Annotated in this window: 20 protein-coding genes; 15 read left to right on the top strand and 5 right to left on the bottom strand. The window is 40.2% G+C overall.

Annotated elements, in window-relative coordinates; all coding sequences use genetic code 11:
- Positions 1-51: 51 nt before the first annotated feature.
- The 8 genes from B9A58_RS18145 to B9A58_RS18110 all read left to right on the top strand — a co-directional run bounded on the left by B9A58_RS18145 (position 52) and on the right by B9A58_RS18110 (position 7826).
- Positions 52-360, top strand: coding sequence for a hypothetical protein (locus tag B9A58_RS18145; RefSeq protein WP_084374290.1), 309 nt, complete (start codon positions 52-54; stop codon positions 358-360).
- Complete coding sequence (locus B9A58_RS18140) at positions 360-959, top strand: GyrI-like domain-containing protein (RefSeq protein WP_084374289.1); 600 nt, start codon at positions 360-362, stop codon at positions 957-959. The genes B9A58_RS18145 and B9A58_RS18140 overlap by 1 nt, the downstream gene beginning before the upstream one ends.
- Positions 960-1029: 70 nt before the next feature.
- Positions 1030-2112 carry a DNA alkylation repair protein gene (locus tag B9A58_RS18135; RefSeq protein WP_176214837.1) on the top strand — a complete coding sequence of 361 codons (1083 nt, stop codon included), beginning with the start codon at positions 1030-1032 and terminating at the stop codon, positions 2110-2112.
- A gap of 126 nt (positions 2113-2238) precedes the next feature.
- Complete coding sequence (locus tag B9A58_RS18130) at positions 2239-2445, top strand: YwbE family protein (protein WP_084374287.1); 207 nt, start codon at positions 2239-2241, stop codon at positions 2443-2445.
- Positions 2446-2623: 178 nt separating this feature from the next.
- Positions 2624-6082 (top strand): pyruvate carboxylase, encoded by a 3459-nt coding sequence (locus tag B9A58_RS18125; RefSeq protein WP_084374286.1) that lies wholly within the window; start codon positions 2624-2626, stop codon positions 6080-6082.
- Positions 6083-6310: 228 nt separating this feature from the next.
- Positions 6311-6586 (top strand): CPCC family cysteine-rich protein, encoded by a 276-nt coding sequence (locus tag B9A58_RS20825; protein WP_084374285.1) that lies wholly within the window; start codon positions 6311-6313, stop codon positions 6584-6586.
- Positions 6587-6597: 11 nt separating this feature from the next.
- Positions 6598-6984 carry a hypothetical protein gene (locus B9A58_RS18115; protein WP_084374427.1) on the top strand — a complete coding sequence of 129 codons (387 nt, stop codon included), beginning with the start codon at positions 6598-6600 and terminating at the stop codon, positions 6982-6984.
- A 224-nt stretch (positions 6985-7208) separates the two neighbouring features.
- Positions 7209-7826: a DUF4386 domain-containing protein gene (locus B9A58_RS18110; protein WP_084374284.1), complete on the top strand. Its 618-nt coding sequence runs from the start codon at positions 7209-7211 to the stop codon at positions 7824-7826.
- 115 nt (positions 7827-7941) lie between these two features.
- Here the strand turns inward: B9A58_RS18110 and B9A58_RS18105 are convergent, their stop codons facing one another.
- The gene (locus B9A58_RS18105) at positions 7942-8334 is read right to left on the bottom strand and encodes a DUF1801 domain-containing protein (RefSeq protein ID WP_084374283.1); all 393 of its coding nucleotides are present in this window, start codon (positions 8332-8334) and stop codon (positions 7942-7944) included.
- 126 nt (positions 8335-8460) lie between these two features.
- Positions 8461-9408 carry a sugar phosphate isomerase/epimerase family protein gene (locus B9A58_RS18100; RefSeq protein WP_084374282.1) on the bottom strand — a complete coding sequence of 316 codons (948 nt, stop codon included), beginning with the start codon at positions 9406-9408 and terminating at the stop codon, positions 8461-8463.
- 258 nt (positions 9409-9666) lie between these two features.
- Between B9A58_RS18100 and B9A58_RS18095 the strand changes: the two genes are divergently transcribed.
- Entirely contained in the window at positions 9667-10653 is a 987-nt protein-coding gene (locus tag B9A58_RS18095) for a hypothetical protein (RefSeq protein ID WP_084374281.1), read from the top strand.
- A gap of 120 nt (positions 10654-10773) precedes the next feature.
- Here B9A58_RS18095 and B9A58_RS18090 read toward each other — a convergent pair whose 3' ends face one another.
- The 3 genes from B9A58_RS18090 to tilS form a co-directional block, all read right to left on the bottom strand.
- The gene (locus tag B9A58_RS18090; RefSeq protein ID WP_084374280.1) at positions 10774-11700 is read right to left on the bottom strand and encodes a malate dehydrogenase; all 927 of its coding nucleotides are present in this window, start codon (positions 11698-11700) and stop codon (positions 10774-10776) included.
- Positions 11701-11803: 103 nt separating this feature from the next.
- Positions 11804-12328 (bottom strand): cyclic nucleotide-binding domain-containing protein, encoded by a 525-nt coding sequence (locus B9A58_RS18085; protein WP_084374279.1) that lies wholly within the window; start codon positions 12326-12328, stop codon positions 11804-11806.
- A complete protein-coding gene (gene tilS / locus B9A58_RS18080; protein WP_084374278.1) occupies positions 12321-13655 on the bottom strand; it encodes a tRNA lysidine(34) synthetase TilS in 1335 nt (444 codons plus the stop codon). The genes B9A58_RS18085 and tilS overlap by 8 nt, the downstream gene beginning before the upstream one ends.
- A gap of 153 nt (positions 13656-13808) precedes the next feature.
- Here tilS and B9A58_RS18075 point away from each other — a divergent pair, with 153 nt between their 5' ends.
- The 6 genes from B9A58_RS18075 (at position 13809) to recN (ending at position 20564) form a co-directional block, all read left to right on the top strand.
- A complete protein-coding gene (locus B9A58_RS18075) occupies positions 13809-15482 on the top strand; it encodes an OstA-like protein (protein ID WP_084374277.1) in 1674 nt (557 codons plus the stop codon).
- Positions 15483-15557: 75 nt separating this feature from the next.
- Positions 15558-16373, top strand: coding sequence for an outer membrane protein assembly factor BamD (locus B9A58_RS18070; protein WP_245827110.1), 816 nt, complete (start codon positions 15558-15560; stop codon positions 16371-16373).
- A gap of 2 nt (positions 16374-16375) precedes the next feature.
- The gene (locus B9A58_RS18065) at positions 16376-16699 is read left to right on the top strand and encodes a DNA-directed RNA polymerase subunit omega (protein WP_084374276.1); all 324 of its coding nucleotides are present in this window, start codon (positions 16376-16378) and stop codon (positions 16697-16699) included.
- Between the two features lie 11 nt (positions 16700-16710).
- A complete protein-coding gene (gene coaBC / locus B9A58_RS18060; RefSeq protein WP_084374275.1) occupies positions 16711-17913 on the top strand; it encodes a bifunctional phosphopantothenoylcysteine decarboxylase/phosphopantothenate--cysteine ligase CoaBC in 1203 nt (400 codons plus the stop codon).
- Positions 17894-18802 carry a type IX secretion system protein PorD gene (gene porD, locus B9A58_RS18055; RefSeq protein ID WP_176214836.1) on the top strand — a complete coding sequence of 303 codons (909 nt, stop codon included), beginning with the start codon at positions 17894-17896 and terminating at the stop codon, positions 18800-18802. The genes coaBC and porD overlap by 20 nt, the downstream gene beginning before the upstream one ends.
- A gap of 106 nt (positions 18803-18908) precedes the next feature.
- Positions 18909-20564, top strand: coding sequence for a DNA repair protein RecN (gene recN / locus B9A58_RS18050; RefSeq protein WP_084374273.1), 1656 nt, complete (start codon positions 18909-18911; stop codon positions 20562-20564).
- Positions 20565-20583: the final 19 nt, after the last annotated feature.

The following is a 20583-nucleotide window of genomic DNA, read 5'->3' as shown; positions in this document are numbered from 1 at the left end:
GATGGTATTTCATTTGTATAAAACAAATTCAAAAAACTAAACTTTATACAAATGACCGATCAAGTGACGGAATTGGTGATTTACAAAATCAAGCCTAATCAGGTAGAGAATTACCAAACCAACATCATTCATCATTTTAGAGAACTTGTCAAAAGTTTTGACGGAATGATCAGTTATCAAACCTACCATGCGGTAAAAGAAGAGGGACTCTTTGTCGACCAAGTCGTATGGAGAAACTTGGAATGTGCGGAGTTTGCTGCTGAGAAAGTAAAAGAAATGCAGCAAGACGAAATCTACGCGCCTTATTTGTCAGCATTCGAAGAAGTCAAATTTTTCTTACATGTAAAACAGGTGGCCTAATGGAAAAGATAAATCTAATTAAAGAATATCCTGCTTATTACAAAGCCAATGGAAATCCAGTAGAGATAGAAGTAGAGCAAATTAATTGTTTAACCATCAGTGGAATTGGGGCACCTGATGGTGCATCCTTCCAAAATAGCATTGGAGCCCTTTATGCAGTTGCCTATACAGTCAAAAAATATTCCACGTCGGATCAAAGAGACTTTGTAGTCCCTAAGCTAGAAGCCTTTTGGTGGGTGGAAGAAGGGTTGGTCTTTGAGGAAACCCCACAAGAAGACTGGCACTGGCAACTGATGATCAGAATGCCAGAGTTTGTAACCAATGATCCTGTGGATCAAGCGGTAGAGGAAGTGATCAAGAAGAAACAAATCGTGCTTGCCAACGAAGTGCAACTCAAACCAATACATGAAGGAAAAAGTGTGCAAGTCTTGCACAAAGGATCTTATGATGAGGAAGGGCCAAGTATCAATAAGATCATGGAATATATGAAAATAAACGGTTTGCAAATGAATGGACATCATCATGAGATCTATATTTCGGATCCCACAAAAACTCCTGAGGAAAAATTGAAAACAATTATTCGCTATGCCGTTAAGTAAGATTGCTTGAATGCGAGCGAAATTTGAAGTTTCCACTTTTTACTCTAAATCTATAACTCAAAATCACCCAATGGCTGAACCACTCAAAAACGAATTCAATGAGGCTTTTGTGACTCAACTGGGAGATCTCCTGGCTGAAAGGGACGAATCCTTCAATTTGGACGGATTCATCCGCTCTACCATCAATGAAAACTGGGAGGCCAGAGCATTGAAGGATCGCATGAGGCATATTTCCAATATGATTCACGCGCACACCTCTTTGAACTACCTGGAACAATTGTCTATCGTAGTTGATATTGCAGCTCAATTTGGTGGCCTTCTAGGAATGACTTTTCCTGATTATGTCGAAGTGTATGGTTTGGATTACCCAAAGGAGTCCATTGCAGCATTATATCAATTGACAAGGTACTCCTCATCCGAGTTTGCCATTCGTCCTTATATCATAGCCTATGAAAACGAGGTCATGAAAGCCATGCTTGAATGGAGTAAGGATGAAAACGAGCATGTTCGAAGGCTGGCTTCTGAAGGATGTCGACCACGTCTGCCATGGGCCATGGCCTTGCCCACTTTTAAAAAGGATCCTACATTGCTACTGCCCATTTTAGAAAATCTAAAAGAAGATGAATCGCTATATGTAAGGAAAAGTGTATCCAATAATATCAATGACATCACCAAAGACAATCCAGATATAGCCCTGAAACTGTCCGAACGATGGTATGGCGCCAATGACCATACGAATTGGATAGTGAAGAATGGGTTGAGAAATTTGCTTAAAACAGGAAACAAACAAGCACTTCAGATTATTGGTTTCAATGACAATGCAAAATTTAAAGTTCCGACATTAAAATTATCCACTAAAAAAGTAGGGATAGGGAATAGCTTCAATTTTGAGTTCCAAATATCAAATTTGGAATCGAAGAATGCCTTGGCTAAAGTAGGATTTGTGGTGTCTTATCAAAAAGCGAACGGCACTTTGTCTGATAAGATTTTTCATGTCACAGAAAAAGAATTTGCTTCTTCCGACCCCAGCGTATTTAAAAAGAAACTTTCGTTCAAAGACTTAACTACACGAAAGCATCATCCAGGATTACATAAGATTGGTGTGCTAGTGAACGGCAAAAAGTTGGCGGAAGAGGAATTTGAGTTGGTGTAATATAAATTCAAAAGCCTCAGGAGCAAATGTAATAATGGATGATGACAAACATTAGGATCACTTCTCTTTGCCCATGATGATGTGCTGTTCTACTTTTGGGACTACATCAAATAATCTACACCTCACATGTCAGAAGGAACTATCAGAAAGAACATACACATAGGTATAGAAGTAGAAATCGTGCAGAAGCACCATCAGCGTTCTGGGGAATTGACAAACGGCATTGTCAAACGACTACTTACAAAATCGCCTAATCACCCACATGGTATCAAAGTCCAACTAGAAACTGGAGAAGTGGGAAGGGTAAAGGAAATTGTAGATGAGCCAGCCTAACCCTAACAGGGTTCTGAGCCCTGTTAGGGTTGTTTTTCCAATAGGAAAAAAATAGTCTGCGACTTACTCCTTTCTCTCTTGCTTAGCTGACGCTAAACCATATATTTGTGTACAAGGATCAAAAAAAATTGTACAATAAAATATATTCCATACCCCCATAACTTTAACACTTGACGTAATGCCCCAGAACTTAAAAAAACTCGACAAGATACTTGTAGCCAATAGAGGAGAAATTGCTATTCGAATTTTGCGAGCCGCCTCAGAGCTTCAAGTCAGGACTATAGCGATGTATACCTATGAAGACAGGTATTCACTGCACAGATATAAGGCTGATGAAGCTTATCAGATTGGATTAGACGACGATCCCTTAAAACCTTATTTAGATATTGAAGCCATTATCAAATTGGCTAAGGAACACCATATTGATGCCATTCACCCAGGCTATGGTTTTCTGTCTGAGAACGTCACCTTCGCCCGAAGGTGTGAAGAAGAAGGGATCATTTTTGTCGGCCCTAGATCTGAGATTATGGCACGTCTAGGCGACAAAGTCGAAGCCAAAAAATTAGCTATTGACGCAAAAGTACCTGTCATACAGGATAGTCAGGAAGATTTAGTAAGTGTAGCCATTGCCAAAAAGGAAGCTGGACGAATAGGCTATCCAATTATGCTCAAAGCGGCCTCTGGAGGTGGTGGGCGAGGCATGCGAGTGATTCGCTCAGAAAAAGAACTGGAAAAAGCCTTTCACGATTCTAAAAGTGAAGCAGAAAAATTCTTTGGAGATGATACCGTTTTTATTGAGAAATTTATTGATGAGCCTAAGCATATAGAAGTGCAGCTCATGGGCGACAATCATGGTAATATTGTGCATTTGCACGAAAGGGATTGTTCAGTACAGCGCAGATTCCAGAAAGTAGTAGAAGTGGCACCCAGCCCTAACCTGAAAGAAGATACCCGTCAAGCTATTTTTGAGTACGCCATCCGAATTGCCAAGCATGTAAACTACAACAATGTGGGAACGGTTGAGTTTCTGGTTGACAAGGCTGGGGAAGTGTTTTTCATTGAGGTCAATCCTAGGATTCAAGTAGAACACACCATCACTGAGGAAATCACTGGAGTAGACATAGTCCGTTCGCAAATCCTGATCGCCCAAGGCCATCCACTGACGTACAAAGGTATTTTCCTCAACAGCCAGGAGGATATTAAGGTTAATGGTTTTGCTATTCAATGCAGGGTGACTACTGAAGATCCAATTCAGGATTTTAAACCAGACTATGGTACCATCATTGCCTACAGAAATGCAGCTGGTTTTGGGATTAGACTAGACGAAGGCTCAACATATCCAGGCATGCGGATTTCACCTTTCTTTGACTCCATGCTCGTGAAGATCAGTGCCAAAGGCCGAACGCTACGTGGAGCCAGTGAAAGACTTCAGAGAACCTTGACTGAATTTAGAATCAGAGGAGTAAAAACCAATATTGGCTTTTTAAGAAATGTGATCTCTCACCCCGTATTCAATGCGGGCGATTGTACTGTGAATTTTATTGGTAAGCATCCTGAATTGTTTAAAATCAAAAGAACACAGGATAGGGGAACAAAGACCCTGAAGTATCTGGCTAAAGTCAGTGTCAATGGCAATACTGATGTAAAATTCGTAGACTCCAATAAAAAGTTTGTCACACCTATCATTCCTGCCTTTGATAAATATGCTGACTATCCAAAAGGTACCAAAGACAAATTGAATGAATTGGGTCGTGAAGGTTTTGTGAAATGGATGAAGGATGAAAAACAGATTCTATTTACAGACACGACCTTCAGAGATGCACATCAATCTTTATTGGCCACACGATTTAGAACCATAGATCTTTTGGCCGTGGCTGAAAGTTACGCCAAGAATGTACCACAGACCTTCTCCATGGAAATGTGGGGAGGAGCTACTTTCGACGTGGCTATGCGCTTTTTGCATGAGTGTCCCTGGGAGCGACTGAAGTTGTTGAGACAAGCCGTACCAAACATCCTTTTTCAGATGCTTTTGAGAGGATCAAATGCTGTGGGATATACGGCTTATCCAGACAACCTGGTGGAGAAGTTTGTTGAAAAAGCGGGTGAAGAAGGTATTGATGTCTTCAGAATATTTGATTCGCTCAATTGGCTCGAAGCCATGAAGGTGAGCATCAAGGCCGTAAAAGAAAGAACCAATTCACTGGCCGAGGTTTGTGTGGGTTACACAGGAGATATTTTGAATCCGGAAAATAAGAAGTACAATCTGGATTACTATGTGAATATGGCCAAGCGCATAGAAGATGAAGGTGCGCATATACTGGCGATCAAAGACATGGCTGGTCTATTGACTCCTTATGCCGCTGAGCAACTCATTCCTGCCTTGAAAGAAGCTGTGGATCTACCCATTCACTTGCATACGCATGACACTTCATCTATGCAAAACGCCACTTACTTAAAGGCCATTGAGCAAGGGGTAGATGTGGTGGACTGTGCGCTGGCTTCTATGTCTGGACTGACTTCTCAGCCCAATTTCAACTCTTTAGTTTCTGTTTTAGAACATCATGATCGCAAGCCAGATATTAATCTGGAGTCCATCAACAAACAATCAAACTACTGGGAAGATGTTCGGGAAATTTACTATCCGTTTGAGTCAGGGCTCAAAGCAGGAACTGCTCAGGTGTATGAAAACGAAATCCCAGGCGGGCAATATTCCAACCTCAAGCCACAGGCAGCTGCTATTGGTTTGGTGGGAGAGGACTTCGAGCGTGTGAAGAAAAACTATGCGGTAGTCAATGAGATGTTTGGCAATATCGTAAAGGTAACACCAAGCTCAAAAGTGGTGGGCGACATGGCCATCTTCATGACGTCCAATAATCTGACCCCAGAAGATGTGTTGGATGAGAGTAAAAAACTATCCTTTCCTGATTCAGTGATAGGTTTCTTCAGAGGCGACCTCGGACAGCCAGAAGGTGGGTTTCCTAAAAAACTTCAAAAGGTGATACTCAAGGATATCAAGCCTATCACGGGTCGACCTAACGAGTACCTCGCGCCAATTGATTTTGATAAGGAGTTTGCGGCCTTTCAAGAGAAATATACAGAGTATGCTGATTTCTTAGATTTCTTATCATTTAAACTTTATCCCAAGGTATTTGATGCGTACTATCAGCATCATGCCGAGTTTGGTTATGTAGATAAGATTCCATCCAAAGCCTTTTTCTATGGGATGAAAAAAGGGGAGGAGATATTGGTGACACTGGGTAAAGGCAAAACCATCATGGTCAAACTTATGTATATCCTGGAGCCAGACGAAACGGGCATGTGTACAGTTGGGTTCGAACTGAATGGCCAGGTGCGTCGCGTACAGGTGAAAGACATTCATGTAAAAGCCACGGCAATTTCGCACAAAAAGGCAGACAAAGACGATCCGAATCATATTGGAGCGCCATTGCAGGGCAAGTTGTCTGGTGTATTTGTAAAAGTGGGTGATCAGCTGGAAGAAAACGATCCACTATTTGCGATAGAAGCCATGAAGATGGAATCGACCATATCCTCTCCCAAATCCGGAACTGTTGCCTCTATTTTGATCAAAGCGGGAGAAATGGTGGATCAAGATGATTTGGTGGTGGAGCTGGAGTGATCTTGCGAAACCTAAACCTATAAGGTTTTCAAAACCTTATAGGTTTGCAACTTGCAACTCTCAAAAGGATTCCTTTAGTTTGGCCTTTCCAAGCAGAGATCAGCGCCTGCTTCCCGCAGCTTTTTGAGTCAAATAAATATTTTTTAAACGTTTAAAAACGGAATACGTGCTGAACGCATATCACGCACTGGTGCGTGATATACGGATGTTGTAGCACATAATGCATTGATGAAGCCTATCGAATTGAATAAATATTGTCCATGTTGCGGATATGACAGTTTCGACACAAAGGATCGACTTGAATACTCGATTTGTCCAATTTGTTTTTGGGAAGATGACCCTATCCAATTTAATGAACCTGGGTATGAAGGTGGTGCCAACAGAGTTTCATTAATTCAAGGACAGAAGAATTTTCGAGAATTCGGATCTTGTGAAAGAGAAATTATTCAGAATGTAAGAAAGCCTAATTCTGGAGATAATTTAAACCCAAGTTGGATCAACTAAAAGAAAAAAGAATGCAAAGCCGGATCATGTACATCGAACATAAAACTGATCAGAATGATCGAGGGGAAGCATGGATTGGAATGGTGGAATTCTCTAAGTCAGGACAAACTGTCTACTTCAACGGACATGCATATAAGAAGCTCAAATCTGGCGGGACAGTAGGTAACTTCTACGATATTGAATCTGAAGATGAATTTTGGATATCTGGTGTTAAGAAGAACAGACAAGACAGACATTGGGCTGGTAGTGGTAAAATCAAAATTGAGAAAGCCATTATTGAAGAATATCTGAACATTGTAGATTTCAGTGAACTTGACGAACAGCATTACGAACTTGGAGAACCCGATAGAACAGACAAACGGAAATTTCTAGAAATAGAAAATGAGAAAATCGAATAGACGTGCTACAACAAAACCTATGAATGAATGGGGTTTTATCGGTTAGGATATTTTCGTGGGGATTGGAAAGTCCGCCACATTTAATAAATTTAAAACAAGGTGGGCAATGTGTGTGAGGTAAGGTTAGCGTTTGCTGCTGCCCTACTTGCCATATACATAAATGTTAGGCGTAATGCTGATCATACTGTTAGTTAATGATTTGACACTAAAAACGAAACATAACCATGAAACCAAGAACACTCTCAATTGTTGCAGGTGTCAGCTACATTATTATTTTCTTTGCTGCAATATTTGCTAATTTTTTCGTCCTTGAATCAATTCTCAAAGCCCCGTTAGAAATCATCCAACAGAATCATATAATGGTAAGGTTTGGAATATTGGCATTTATGTTAACTGTTGTTTTTGATGTTGTTGTTGCATGGGCACTTTATGAAATATACAAAGAACACCCTTTATCAAAATTAAGTACGTATTTTAGAATGATGCATGCTGCCATTATGGGTGTGGCCATATTTACACTTCCTGTAGCATTAAGTTCAAATACTGGTCAAGAAATTCTTAAACAAGTAGACACCTTCAACATTATATGGCTTATCGGACTTTTCTTTTTTGGAATTCATCTTATCCTGCTGGGAAAAATAATTGAAAAGCCAAAAATGGTGGCGTTTTTTCTCATAGTTGCAGGTATCATGTATATGATTGATACAGGGGCACATTTCATGCTGCCAAATTATAAAGCGTATGCTTCAATATTTTTAGCACTAGTTGCAATTCCCAGTATTATTGGAGAGATGTCATTTACCATTTGGCTTCTTGTAAAAGGCGGTAAAGAAAAAAGTTGAATTTAAAATTAGACCTCAAAAACAAACTCGCACGGAAGTTACTTCCGTGCCTGTACTTCATCTTCCGAAAGCATTTGCCTCGCTTCACAGGACTAATCAACCGCGTTTTATTAAGTCATTTTATCCGTTCCAGTTTTCCTTTTCTGTTCACGATGTTCTTGTAATCCCACTGAATGTCCCTGGATTTTTTAAGCCATCTTTTCAAATCGTCTTCGTTGATATCATCAACAGAATGATAAAAAATGGAAGCGTCTTTAAACTTAGCTCCTGGTACATTCAACCCTTCTTCTTCAAAGTCCGCTCCACTCCAGAACATCAATCGCAGACCTTTTTTCTGCTTGCTATAGCCCACGATCGGGTTGCCATCCAAAAACCAAACAGGATGGGCATGCCAAATTTTACTTTCAGCTCCTACTAGTTCTGTATCAATCACACGAGCCAAAGTATCACAAATGGCCAGGTCTTCAACCATCTGATTATCATTGTAAATTTTAATCTCTGGATTCATTTTTAAATATTTTTAATGAAACAAGTCGATAAATCACGCTAACCAAAAAGGGGCAAAGAAAACGATACTTCTATAAATGGACTGACCAATAAACGGAAGCAGAACCAACTTTAAACAACAAAAGCACTATGCCTCTTTCCACAAACGCTTAACAGCAGCCAAATCCCTTTGCATAGCATCAAAAACTACCTTTTGATCAACTTCAATTTCGTACCGGCCTTTCTCTGCTCCTCCCATTGGGTACTCAAGGTGTAACGATGCTGGAGGATTTAAACCATATTTTTTTAATAGCTTGAAATAGCTGACAAAGTCCACCATACCCTCTCCTATAGGCACGTTCACAGCCTTCCACTGACCATCAACTCTTTCCCATTTAAAATCCTTCAGAACTATTGTTTTTATATGATTCTTTAGTAACTCTAGCCCATTCTGCCAAGACAATCCTCCTTCTACCATGGCGTGACGAATGTCATATTGTGTCCCGAAATAATTAGCGTCTACTGTTTCCAGCAGGAACTTTATTTCCCAAAAGGAAGAACCTATACTTCTTCCAGCATGATTTTGATAACAACCAATTATACCATATTTCTGATTCGCCTCACCCAATTCCTTGATCCTCTGCTGGTAGATACTGATTGACTCTGGCATGGGTTTGCCTTTGTGATACTTAAACCAATTGGAACGATAAAACTGTATATCTTCTTTAGCAGCCACTTTGATGATTTCTAGATCATGAACGTTGTGTGTGTCAGTAATTGCCGTGGTAATCATATCACAAGCAACACCCGCACGTCTTATCTCTCGAATCGCTACAGGCAAATCGGACTTCGCATTTTCCGGCCATACATGACCTTTCGGACGCACGGTTAGGTCCAACCCATCAAATCCCAATTCTGCCGAAATTTGAGCTGCCTCCTTGATGCCTAGAAATTGTAAATGCTTAGAAAAGAGGTGCACTTTCAAAGGTTCATCCACTTGATCCAGATTCAATGCACGAAGGGGTGATGCTACTAGTGGGGCGACTACGGCTGTAGTACCCACATTTTTTATAAATTTTCTTCTAGAAATCCTCATCGCCTAAAGATAGAGAATCCCAGGGTTTGTATAAAATAGTTCTGATCACCAAGACGTGCCGATTAAAAACTCTTAGGTTGGGGTTGACTGTAATTCACATGAGCAGCTTGTTTTGAGAGCTATTCTTTAATATAGTAAATTATGAAGCCCTGAAAGCTAGGTTTCGCCATAAGAACACTCTAAATATCCGTACTGTTAGGTATTGAAGCTTATAGAATTGAAAATTAACTTCAAAAAAAATATCTAAACATAAAACAAATGAAAAAATGTATTCTTAGTCTCTTGGTTTTATCAATTGGTGCCAGGGGATATGCGCAGGACTGTTTACCTGTTAAGCAAGGACAGAGTTACAAACTCTCATCTATATCTTATGACACCCCTGTCGCCCAGGATATAAATAAATGGACAAAGACAAAGCCTGCCAAACGAGAAGGGATAATTGCAGAACATAATGAGAAAGTAATGTCAGGTAAAATGAAACCAAAATATACTTTCGACATGGTATATGTAGCAACTGAAGTTGATAACAAAGACGGATTTGTACATGCAAAAATGGTAACTACAATCAATAACATAGAGTATGAATCTCACATATCGTGTAAGGAAGATACTCTATACATCGCACGTAGAAATGGATTTCAGAAATCGATGAGTCCTCAAGGCAAAAAGGTAGGGTATTCTTTGCTAGGAGTGAATAAGTTGCCTGTAGCAATCAAGATTGGTGACCAGCTTGAGCCATATTTGGATTATACTTGGACATATCCGCAATCCGATGTAATAGATGTAAATGTCATTTCAGCAAAAGGAACTAGCTATGCTGGTTTTGGTACGAGTAAGAGTTGGGTGCAATATACTCCTGCTCAAGTGCTTCAGACTAAGTCTTTTCTAACTCTGCAAGTCAATAATGCTAATGCCCAAGTGACCGGGACAATTGAGTTCGTTTTAGGTAAGAAACAGTACACAGCATATATCATAGAGTCCGAATTGTGGACTAAAACATTTGCGGATTTTGATTATCAATCGGATGATAACCGAGTAGCAGTAGAAAAAATGAACAGAAGTGTACAGGAATATTGGACCAAAAAGGTGGCAAACCGTTTGGATAAAAATAAATTGGTCAATGATGGTGGTTACATTGTTTCTTACAAAACAGAGTGGTTTGTGCCAGAGCTGGGTATAGTAAACCTTATAGTGAAGTCCCAAGGGTTCATCACTAATGAAACTAAATTGGTAGCATTGAATTAGAAGGATGTGAGGTGTACGGAGTTTATTTGAAATGAAAAACTCCCACTTGATTACTCGAGTGGGAGTTTTTCATTTCTTTTAGGCCGAAACCTTAAATCTCAAATATTAAATTTTGGAATCTTACAATTCCAAAGCGTCATTCATTTTACGAACGGCAGCTGCACTTGCTTCGAATTTGGCTTTTTCGTCCTCGTTCAAGTCTAGCTCAATTACTTTTTCCCATCCGTTTCTACCTAAGATTACAGGTACGCCAATACAGATGTCTTTTTGTCCATATTCACCTTCTAGGTAAACAGAACAGGGCATCATGATTTTCTTGTCTCTAATGATAGCCTCTACTACCTCAGCACCAGCAGCACCAGGGGCATACCAGGCAGAAGTTCCTAATAAGCCTGTCAAGGTAGCACCACCTACCATGGTGTCAGCAGCTACTTTTTCCATTCGCTCGGCAGAGATGTAGCTAGAGGCTGGAGTTGCATTGTATGATGCCAATCTAGTCAATGGAATCATAGTGGTGTCGCCGTGTCCACCAATCACCATGCCTTTTACGTCATTAGGATTGCAATCCAAAGCTTCAGACAATCTGTACTTGAATCTCGCACTGTCCAACGTGCCGCCCATACCTATTACTTTGTTTTTAGCCAACCCACTGGTTTTAGCAGATAGGTAAGTCATCGTATCCATTGGGTTACTGATGACAACCAATACAGCATCAGGAGAGTGCTTAACTAAATTCTCGGTTACAGACTTCACAATACCAGCGTTAGTTCCGATCAGCTCTTCTCTGGTCATACCTGGCTTTCTTGGGATACCAGATGTGATTACCACTACAGCAGACCCTGCAGTTTTTGAATAGTCACCCGTAGTACCAATTACCTTTGCGTTGAATCCATTGAGGGTGGCACATTGGTTGAGATCCATGGCTTTACCTTCTGCAAAACCTTCTTTGATGTCAAGGATCACTACTTCATCAGCCAATTCTTTCATGGCTACATACTCAGCTACACTGGCGCCTACGTTTCCGGCACCTACTACGGTTACTTTCATTTTGTTTGTATTTTTATAATTCTAAATTAGGGATCTTTCGTGCCGCAAAAATAGCCAAATAATGTGCTTATTTGGAAAAAAGCAATGATTTCTTGGTCAGTGCTTAGATTTTTCCCTGGTAGACTTTGCTCAGTTCAAAGAACCCGAAGTGAGACTTGTAGGTTTTGAAAAGTTGAGTGGTGTACTCATTGTAAATCTCAGAAAAGGCGCTCATCATTTTGGCCTTCACCTCTGGATGTGATTGAAAGATTTCGAGTAGATTGATTTGGGGTAGGACATATAGCTGTGCCTTCTCAGAGGTAATCACTGTCGTGTAAATCCTTTTGGCATCTTCTATCAGGCTATTATCACCAAATATGCCTCCTCTATGCGACTCTGCCAATTGCTCAAATTTGTCATTTACATCTATGGAAAGAGATACAGATCCTTTTTTGATAATGTAAAGGGCATGACTAGGGTCGCCTGAGAAAAAAACCACTTCATCCTGCTGATAGGTTCGGAGGTACATACTTGGAAGAAAAAGAGCCAATTCATCTTCATCCAATTTTTCAAAGTGTCTGGTCTGTGCCAAAAAGGCAATCAGATCAAGTTCTTCTATACTGTATTTTTTCTTGAATGGATTAAACATGATGGGTCATTTTAATGATCAATACACGCTTGGTTTTTGGTGTGACTTTGTATCGATCGTCTATTCGGTAACCTGCTACCCAGATGATGTTTCCATCTGATTCGAATAGTGTTACCCGTGATTTCAAGTTTACGGGAATTTTCTCATCAATCATAAAATCACTGAGCTTTTTTTTGCCCGTCATGCCCAAGGGATAGAAGAAGTCCCCCTGTTCCCAACTTCTGACTTTCAGGGGGTGTTGGATACAGTCTGCATCCAGACAAGCAACGGTTGCCTCCTTTGACCATTCTTTGGGTTTGTCTCTGGTCTCAATCATGAAGTCTGCGTAAGGTGTGGTGGCTGAGCAAGCCTCTTTATCAATCTCCAGTGAAAATGATTCGTCAGATGTGCGTAACACGATCTGGATTTTTCCTCTGTCTGTTGCGAGCACATACTTTTCGGAATAAAACTGTTTGCCTACTGTTTGAGAAGCTATGGCTTCTTCAATTGAAAGACATTGATCAAAAATGAACCCAAATCCTTTGAGTAATTCAACCAGTATCGAAAGCCCACCTTTTGAGTGGTCGTACCAGTCCAATCCCAACGAAAAGCTATGGCTACTTTGAGTTAGATGTTTATGCTTGATCGTGGAGACTTCATTTGCCAGAAGTTTTTCTAGTGCCTCAAATCTCAGGCTGTTTTGTAGCATGGTCTGCTCCAGACTGGGGTTGATTTTTTTGAGTTCAGGAATTACATTTAAGCGCAAGTGGTTGCGACTGTATTTATCTTCCTGATTAGAAGCATCTTCCCGCCAAGCCAATTGGTTTGTTTTGGCATAGGTCTCTATTTCTTCTCTTTTAGTAAAAAGAAGGGGTCTCCTTATTTTGTCATTTCGTAAGGGGATGCCGCGCAATCCGGAAATACCAGTTCCCTTAGTCAGATTGTAGAGCATCGTTTCTGTATGGTCATTGGCGTGATGCGCGGTCAATAGGTATTTGTGATCAGTGAGGAGCTTTTCAAACCAATCGTACCTCAAATGCCTTGCGGCCATTTGAGTGGATACTTGGTGCTCAGTAGCGTAGCCCTTTGTGTCAAATTTTTCAACGAGTACTTCTGAATCGTAAGATTTCCCTAAAGACTTCACAAAAGAGGCGTCCAGATCAGATTCCTCACCTCTCAATTGAAAGTTGCAATGGGCAAGAGTCAGATCATATCCCAAAGACTTCAAAAGATGAACTAACACCACAGAATCAACCCCGCCACTAACAGCAACCAATAGGCTATCTTCCAGAACAAAGAGCCTTTCTTTTTTGATGAATCTTTCGAATGATTTGAGTAATGTGCTCAACCTGTAGAATTTTTAATCAAACTTAGTTTTTTTTCGTTAGGGAAGCGAAAGAACAACGCTGCAATTGGTATCAGATTTGCTCGTGGACAGGATTGTTTTATTGTTTATTTATCTCAAGGTTTCCATGTAGTTTTGCCCCTTATTAATTTCATTATGCGAAATATATATCTGTTTTGGTTGGTTTGTGCTTTGACCTTTTCTAATGCTGTATGGGCACAGAAGGGGGATAAGATAAAATATAAAGCCGACCGATTGACCAATGCGCGAGATGGCAGGGTGCGATTCAAAAAACTTTTGCATAACGTGGTTTTCACCCAGGAGTCTACCACTGTGTATTGCGATTCAGCCTATTTTTATTCAAGATCCAATGAGATGGAGGCGTTTGGTCGCGTTCGTATTGTGGATGATTCTGTGACCATCACATCTAAGAAATTGATTTACAAAGGAGACGAAGGCATGGCTCTGCTTCGTGAAGATGTGGTCTATCGCAAAGGTAGGAAGGTGCTTTATACAGATATTTTGGATTATAATCTGGTTACTGAAGTTGGAGAATTCAAAGAGCATGGAAAGCTAGTAGATGAGCGAAATACACTGACCAGTACTTACGGAGTGTATCACTCTAAAAGCAGCCAGGCATTTTTCTATAAGAAAGTATTGCTGGTTGCGCCTGATTTTAACCTAAAAGCGGATACGCTTGAATACTCTTCTATTTCGAAAGTGGCCGTAACAAAAGGGCCAACTTATATTGAAAAGAAGGATGGAACAACAGTAGATGCGGATGGAGGAAAATTTAGAACGGCTCAAGATCAAACCATTTTTGATGAGGGTACCATAGAAACCAAAAACTATACAGTGACTGGTGATGAAATTTTCATTGACGACAAAAAGAAGATTTATACGGCCAAAGGAAATGTAGTGATGACTTCTAAAAAGGATGATATATACATACTGGGAGATAAGGCCGTATATGAAAAAAACAAAGGCATAAGTACTGTTTATGGTCGGCCCTTGATGAAACGTGTGATGCGGCAGGATACATTTTTTATGGCATCAGATACCTTGGTCTCCATAGAGCATGTAGACAAGGACAAAGAGAGAATTCTGGCTTTTCATAATATCCTCATGTACAAGCTAAATATGCAAGGTAAATGTGACTCAGTGGCGTATTTTCTATCCGACTCCACCATCCACATGTACAATGATCCCGTAATCTGGAACAAAAACAGTCAGATGGTTTCTGATAGTATTGATTTATTCTTTGAAGAAGATATCTTGAAGATCATGACACTGAGAAGAAATGCATTTTTGATATCCATAGATACACTTGGGCAGCACAATCAAATCAAGGGCAGAAAGATGACTGGCAATTTCAATGAGTTTGGTGATATTCAGGATATGGATATTAATGGTAATGGAGAAAGTCATTACTTCGTACTCAAAGGAGATAGCCTGATGATAGGCATGAACAAGATCTTTTGTAGTGCCATGACCCTGCGTTTCAAAAACAACATCATGAACAATATCTCCTTTTATACACAACCAGAGGCTAAATTCATTCCCCCTCATGAACTGGAAGAAGACCAAATGTTTCTGGATGAGTTTGACTGGAGAGCGGATGAGCGACCAGAGTTGTATGAAGTAGCCACCTACTATCATCCTGGAGATAAGGTAACAAAGAAAGATAACTTGGAAAAGAGAGCAAGAGAATTAGTTGAAGATCATCCAGAAGCCGTCAAAAAAGTCAAACAAGAGTTGAAAAAAAGAGATAAAAATGAAGTATTGAAGCAACTAAACGAGGCCCAGCCACATTTACCAAAAGAGCGATAAATGGCTCGAAGGATGATTGAATCTCATGTCAAAAATTTATTGTTATTAAACTAAAGAAGCTATATTTGCAGGCTTATGCGAAAAATGAGGGTTTTAGGGAATTTTGTACTGGTTTTTGCGGCAATTTTGGCTATTTCTTGTAGTGAATTCAAAAGACTACAAAAAAGTACAGATTGGCAGTTGAAATATGAGGCTGCACTTCGCTACTACGAAGAAGAGGAATACTACAAGGCTGCCGTTTTGTTTGATCAGGTTTTGCCGATCATCAAAGGTACCCTTGACGCAGAAAAAGCAAGCTTCTACAGAGCATATTCCTACTATCACCAAAGACAATATATCCTTAGCGGAAGCTATTTCAAAGAATTTGCAACTATATACTCCAGGAGTGAGTGGGCTATAGAAGCGGCTTACATGTCCGCCTATTCAGCGTATCTACAAAGTCCAGACTACAACTTGGATCAGAGTAGTACATACACTGCGATCAACGAGTTTCAGGTTTTCATCAATAGAAACCCTTATAGTGAATATGCAGAGCCAGCCACCAAATATATTGACGAGCTGCAAAGAAAATTAGAGAAAAAGGCATTTGAAAATGCCAAGCAATATCATAAGTTGGAAAGATGGGAAGCTGCTCGGGTGGCGTTCGAGACTTTCGCTGATGAATTTCCCGATTCTAAACTAAATGAAGAAATTCTGTATTATGCAGTCGATTCAGAGTTTAGCTATGCGAAGCAGAGTATTCGCTCTAAGCAAAAAGAACGGTTCGGGAAAACTATAGAACTCTATGAAGAGTTCGTAGACAAGTACCCTGATAGTGATTTCGTAAAAAAGGCTGAGAAGTTTTATGTGGAGTCACTGGATCAAATGGAAAAATTATCTAAAAATTCATAATAATGGCGGTTAAACCATCAATTGTAACAAGAGATATTACTGATTTGTCAACTACTACTGGCAATATTTACAAGTCTCTAAATGTAATTTCTAAAAGAGCTAGACAAATTTCTTCTAACGTAAGAGAAGAGTTGAGCGGGAAATTAGCGGAATTTGCATCTACTGTGGACAACCTAGAAGAAATCTTCGAAAACAGAGAGCAAATCGAAATTTCTAAGTTTTACGAAAGAATGCCAAAGCCTACTATCGTGGCTATCGAAGAATTTTCTGAAGGAAAAATCTTAGTTAGAGACGCGGTAAAAGAAGAAGGCGGCATCGAAATTTAATACGCCCCCCAATGCTAACGGGGAAGAAAATATTACTAGGAGTATGCGGCAGTATTGCCGCATACAAATCCGCTCTTCTGATCAGGCTCCTGATCAAAGCTGGCTGTGAAGTAAAGGTTGTAATGACTTCATCTGCCAAAACTTTCATTACGCCACTGACGCTATCCACACTTTCTAAAAATCCTGCGGTCTCTTCATTTGAAAAAGATGATCAGGGACAATGGGAAAACCATGTCGAATTGGGACTATGGGCAGATTTGTTTGTAATAGCACCTGCCAGTGCCAACACTTTGGCAAAAATGGCTCATGGCTTATGCGATAATCTGTTGATGGCCACTTACCTATCTGCAAAGTGTCCGGTCATGATAGCTCCAGCCATGGACTTGGATATGTATAAGCATCCGGCAACACTTAATAACCTAAAAACCTTGCAATCTTTTGGACATCAAGTGTTGGATGCTGCTCATGGAGAACTAGCCAGTGGTTTGGTAGGAGAGGGCAGAATGGCAGAACCCGAATTGCTGTTTGCTCAAATTGAAACACACTTCACTAAAAAAAAAAGATTCGTAGGTAAGCAAGTATTGATCACTGCTGGACCTACCTACGAGAAAATTGACCCCGTCCGTTTTATTGGCAATCATTCATCGGGCAAAATGGGATTGGCACTGGCGCATGCCATGGCCAATGAAGGGGCTCACGTAGAATTGATTGCTGGGCCAGGCAATTATCAAATCACATCAAGTGCTATTACACTCACAAGTGTATCATCTGCAGATGAAATGTATCAGGCAGTTTCTGATGCTTATGACCAAACTGATATCGCCATTTTTGCTGCTGCAGTTGCTGATTATAAACCTGCCGCCCCTGCTGAAGAAAAGATAAAAAAGACTGGCGAGTCCATGACTATCGAATTGATCAAGAATAAGGATATTGCGGCTGAAATGGGTAAGCGAAAATTAGCTCATCAGATCAATGTAGGATTTGCTTTGGAGACTGAGAAGGAAGAGCTGTATGCTCAGGAGAAGCTGGCTAAAAAGAACTTCGATCTTATCGTACTCAATTCTTTGAATGATAATGGCGCTGGATTTTCCGTGGATACTAATAAAATTACTATCTTCAGCGTTGATCAAAAACCAAAGTACTTTGAACTTAAATCAAAGCAAGAAGTGGCCAATGACATTCTTAACTGCGTTCATGAAAAAATCCTATCCTAGTATTTTATTTCTACTGTTTCTGATGGCTTCATTTTCTGTTGGCTATGCCCAGGAATTGAACTGTCAAGTGAATGTGGAGTCTATTCAGATAGAATCTACAGAACGTAGAGTTTTCGAGGAAATGGAGGTTGAATTTGCCAAATTTCTCAATGATAGAAAGTGGGCAGAAGAGCGATTTGAAAACGATGAGCGCATCAGTTGTGGTATCAATATTACGCTGGAATCCCAACCTTCCATAGGTAATTTTCAAGCCACGGTACAGGTAGTTGCCGCTCGTCCTGTATATAATTCAACTTACGAAGCAGTCTTGATCAACTTTGCAGATCGAGACTTCAACTTTGAGTATACAGAATCTCAGCCTTTGGATTTCCAACCAAATACTTTCCTGTCGAATATCACTTCCATGCTTGGATTTTATGCCTATATGATTTTGGCCAATGACTATGACTCATTTGAAAACTTGGGAGGGCAGCAGTATTACGAGGCGGCCTGGCAGGTGGTAAACAATGCCCAACAATCTGGGTTTGCAGGTTGGGATCAGTTCAATAGTGTAAGAAATAGATACTGGTGGGCGCAGAATAGCATAGATCAGGTGATGGAACCCATGCGTGAAGTGACTTATGAATATCATCTCAAAGGATTGGATTTGATGGCAGAAGATCCAGAAACTGCCCGAACGAATATTTTGGAGGCTTTAAAAAAGGTACAGGCCGTGAATAGGGCCAAGCCTCGTTCGATTATGATCATTTCGTTTCTGGATGCAAAAATGGACGAAATTGTGAGTATCTTTTCACAGGGAAACTTAGCTGAACGACGCGAAGTTTATGATATTCTCAAAGCATTAGAGCCGGCAAAAACGGAAGAGTTTAAGAAGATCTTGGAAAACTGATTTAGTATCTTTTTCGTTGTACAAACTTTGAAAAAGATTAAGCCAACATATCTCGAAAGTATTTATTTTTGACCTCATTGTCACTTCAAGAAAAGAAAGCCAATTCATGATCTCCAGTTTGTCCATCACTAATTATGCCCTGATAAAGAAACTACAACTCGAGCCAGATGCAGGATTGAACATTATTACGGGAGAAACTGGCGCTGGTAAGTCGATCATGCTTGGCGCAGTAGGACTACTACTAGGCAATCGAGCAGATACTAAAGCACTTCTAGACAAGGACAAAAAATGTGTAGTAGAAGGGGAATTTGATATTTCAAAACTTGGTCTACAAGCACTTTTCGAAGAGGAAGACCTAGATTATGAGTCTTCATCCATTATTCGTAGAGAGATCAATTCCAAAGGGAAATCAAGAGCATTTATCAATGACGTGCCAGTTACGCTTGAGGTAATGAAAACTGTGGGCTTACGATTGATTGATATACATTCTCAGAACGAAAGCATACAGTTAGGGAATAAGTCAGTGAAGGTGAAACTGATAGATGACTTCGCGCAAACTGCGAAGGAACTCCAACAATTCCAATCTGACTACATAGCCTTCACTCAATTGTCTAAAAAGCTTGCGGATCTGCTTGAAGAAGAAAAGAATTCTAAAACAGATGAAGACTACAAGAAATACTTACTAGACGAATTAGTTGCTGCCCATCTAAAAGCATCCGAACAGGCTGAGCTGGAAGAAGAGCTCAAGTTGCTCGAACATGCAGAAGAAATTAAACTAAAACTTTCGCAAATTTCAGTAGAGTTTGATGAAAGTGATGTGGCTATCAATGATCGTTTGAAGGAAGCAGCAAGTGCATTAAAAAATATTTCTGGTTTTTCAAAAGAGTTGGAAACCTTGAGTTCAAGGTTTGAATCTGCTACAGAAGAGATTGTCGATATTGTTCGCGATATCGTCAATATTCAGGAAAATGTTGAACACAATCCTGCACGACTAGAGGAAGTAAGTCAAAGATTAGACTTGATATATAAGTTACAGCAAAAGCATAAGGTAGCAGATGTAGAAGGCTTGGTCAAAATTCAAACACAGCTAGAAAGAGAAACTATAGGAGCTATCAACCTTGAAGAAGAGATTAAGGAATTGAAAGCTGAAAGCGAAAGGTTGAAAAAGCAGTTGATCAAATCAGCCGAACTCCTTTCGGAAAAGCGTCGCAGCGTGATCGATACATTTTCAATCTCACTGAATGGTCTTTTGGCAGAGGTAGGAATGCCTGACGGTCATGTAGCGTTTGTCTATAAAAGGGTAGAACCCTGGAAATTAGGGATTGATGAGATTGAAATCCTATTCAGCGCCAACAAAGGTATCAAACCTGAGCCTGTGGGCAATGTAGCGTCAGGAGGAGAATTTTCAAGACTTATGTTCTGTATCAAATATTTGCTGGCAAGTAAAACAGCTATGCCAACTGTAGTCTTTGATGAGATAGATACAGGAGTTTCTGGTGAGATTGCCTTGAAAATGGCGAATATGATGCGACGTATGTCCACGAATCACCAGATCATTTCAATTAGTCATTTACCTCAGATTGCCGCTCGTGGTCAGGCGCACTATTTTGTGTATAAAAATAATGAAGCCGAAAAGGCCGAAAGTATGATTCGTAAGCTGGAACCTGCGGATCGTCTTGAAGAAATAGCTAAAATGATCGGAGGAGAGAATCCTTCTGATACAGCGCGAAACAGTGCCAAGGAATTGATTGAAATGGAGTGATATGGACATTTCTAGCTAC

The organism is Reichenbachiella faecimaris (genome assembly GCF_900176375.1).
GTDB classification, from domain to species: Bacteria; Bacteroidota; Bacteroidia; order Cytophagales; family Cyclobacteriaceae; genus Reichenbachiella; species Reichenbachiella faecimaris.
This window is presented reverse-complemented; position numbering and strand designations above follow the sequence as displayed.

Excerpts from the sequence above, each read along its gene's own strand:
- B9A58_RS18145 (WP_084374290.1), top strand. The coding sequence starts at position 52 with ATGACCGATCAAGTGACGGAATTGGTGATTTACAAAATCAAGCCTAAT.
- B9A58_RS18140 (WP_084374289.1), top strand. The coding sequence starts at position 360 with ATGGAAAAGATAAATCTAATTAAAGAATATCCTGCTTATTACAAAGCC.
- B9A58_RS18135 (WP_176214837.1), top strand. The coding sequence starts at position 1,030 with ATGGCTGAACCACTCAAAAACGAATTCAATGAGGCTTTTGTGACTCAA.
- B9A58_RS18130 (WP_084374287.1), top strand. The coding sequence starts at position 2,239 with ATGTCAGAAGGAACTATCAGAAAGAACATACACATAGGTATAGAAGTA.
- B9A58_RS18125 (WP_084374286.1), top strand. The coding sequence starts at position 2,624 with ATGCCCCAGAACTTAAAAAAACTCGACAAGATACTTGTAGCCAATAGA.
- B9A58_RS20825 (WP_084374285.1), top strand. The coding sequence starts at position 6,311 with ATGAAGCCTATCGAATTGAATAAATATTGTCCATGTTGCGGATATGAC.
- B9A58_RS18115 (WP_084374427.1), top strand. The coding sequence starts at position 6,598 with ATGCAAAGCCGGATCATGTACATCGAACATAAAACTGATCAGAATGAT.
- B9A58_RS18110 (WP_084374284.1), top strand. The coding sequence starts at position 7,209 with ATGAAACCAAGAACACTCTCAATTGTTGCAGGTGTCAGCTACATTATT.
- B9A58_RS18105 (WP_084374283.1), bottom strand. The coding sequence starts at position 8,334 with ATGAATCCAGAGATTAAAATTTACAATGATAATCAGATGGTTGAAGAC.
- B9A58_RS18100 (WP_084374282.1), bottom strand. The coding sequence starts at position 9,408 with ATGAGGATTTCTAGAAGAAAATTTATAAAAAATGTGGGTACTACAGCC.
- B9A58_RS18095 (WP_084374281.1), top strand. The coding sequence starts at position 9,667 with ATGAAAAAATGTATTCTTAGTCTCTTGGTTTTATCAATTGGTGCCAGG.
- B9A58_RS18090 (WP_084374280.1), bottom strand. The coding sequence starts at position 11,700 with ATGAAAGTAACCGTAGTAGGTGCCGGAAACGTAGGCGCCAGTGTAGCT.
- B9A58_RS18085 (WP_084374279.1), bottom strand. The coding sequence starts at position 12,328 with ATGTTTAATCCATTCAAGAAAAAATACAGTATAGAAGAACTTGATCTG.
- B9A58_RS18075 (WP_084374277.1), top strand. The coding sequence starts at position 13,809 with ATGCGAAATATATATCTGTTTTGGTTGGTTTGTGCTTTGACCTTTTCT.
- B9A58_RS18070 (WP_245827110.1), top strand. The coding sequence starts at position 15,558 with ATGCGAAAAATGAGGGTTTTAGGGAATTTTGTACTGGTTTTTGCGGCA.
- B9A58_RS18065 (WP_084374276.1), top strand. The coding sequence starts at position 16,376 with ATGGCGGTTAAACCATCAATTGTAACAAGAGATATTACTGATTTGTCA.
- coaBC (WP_084374275.1), top strand. The coding sequence starts at position 16,711 with ATGCTAACGGGGAAGAAAATATTACTAGGAGTATGCGGCAGTATTGCC.
- porD (WP_176214836.1), top strand. The coding sequence starts at position 17,894 with ATGAAAAAATCCTATCCTAGTATTTTATTTCTACTGTTTCTGATGGCT.
- recN (WP_084374273.1), top strand. The coding sequence starts at position 18,909 with ATGATCTCCAGTTTGTCCATCACTAATTATGCCCTGATAAAGAAACTA.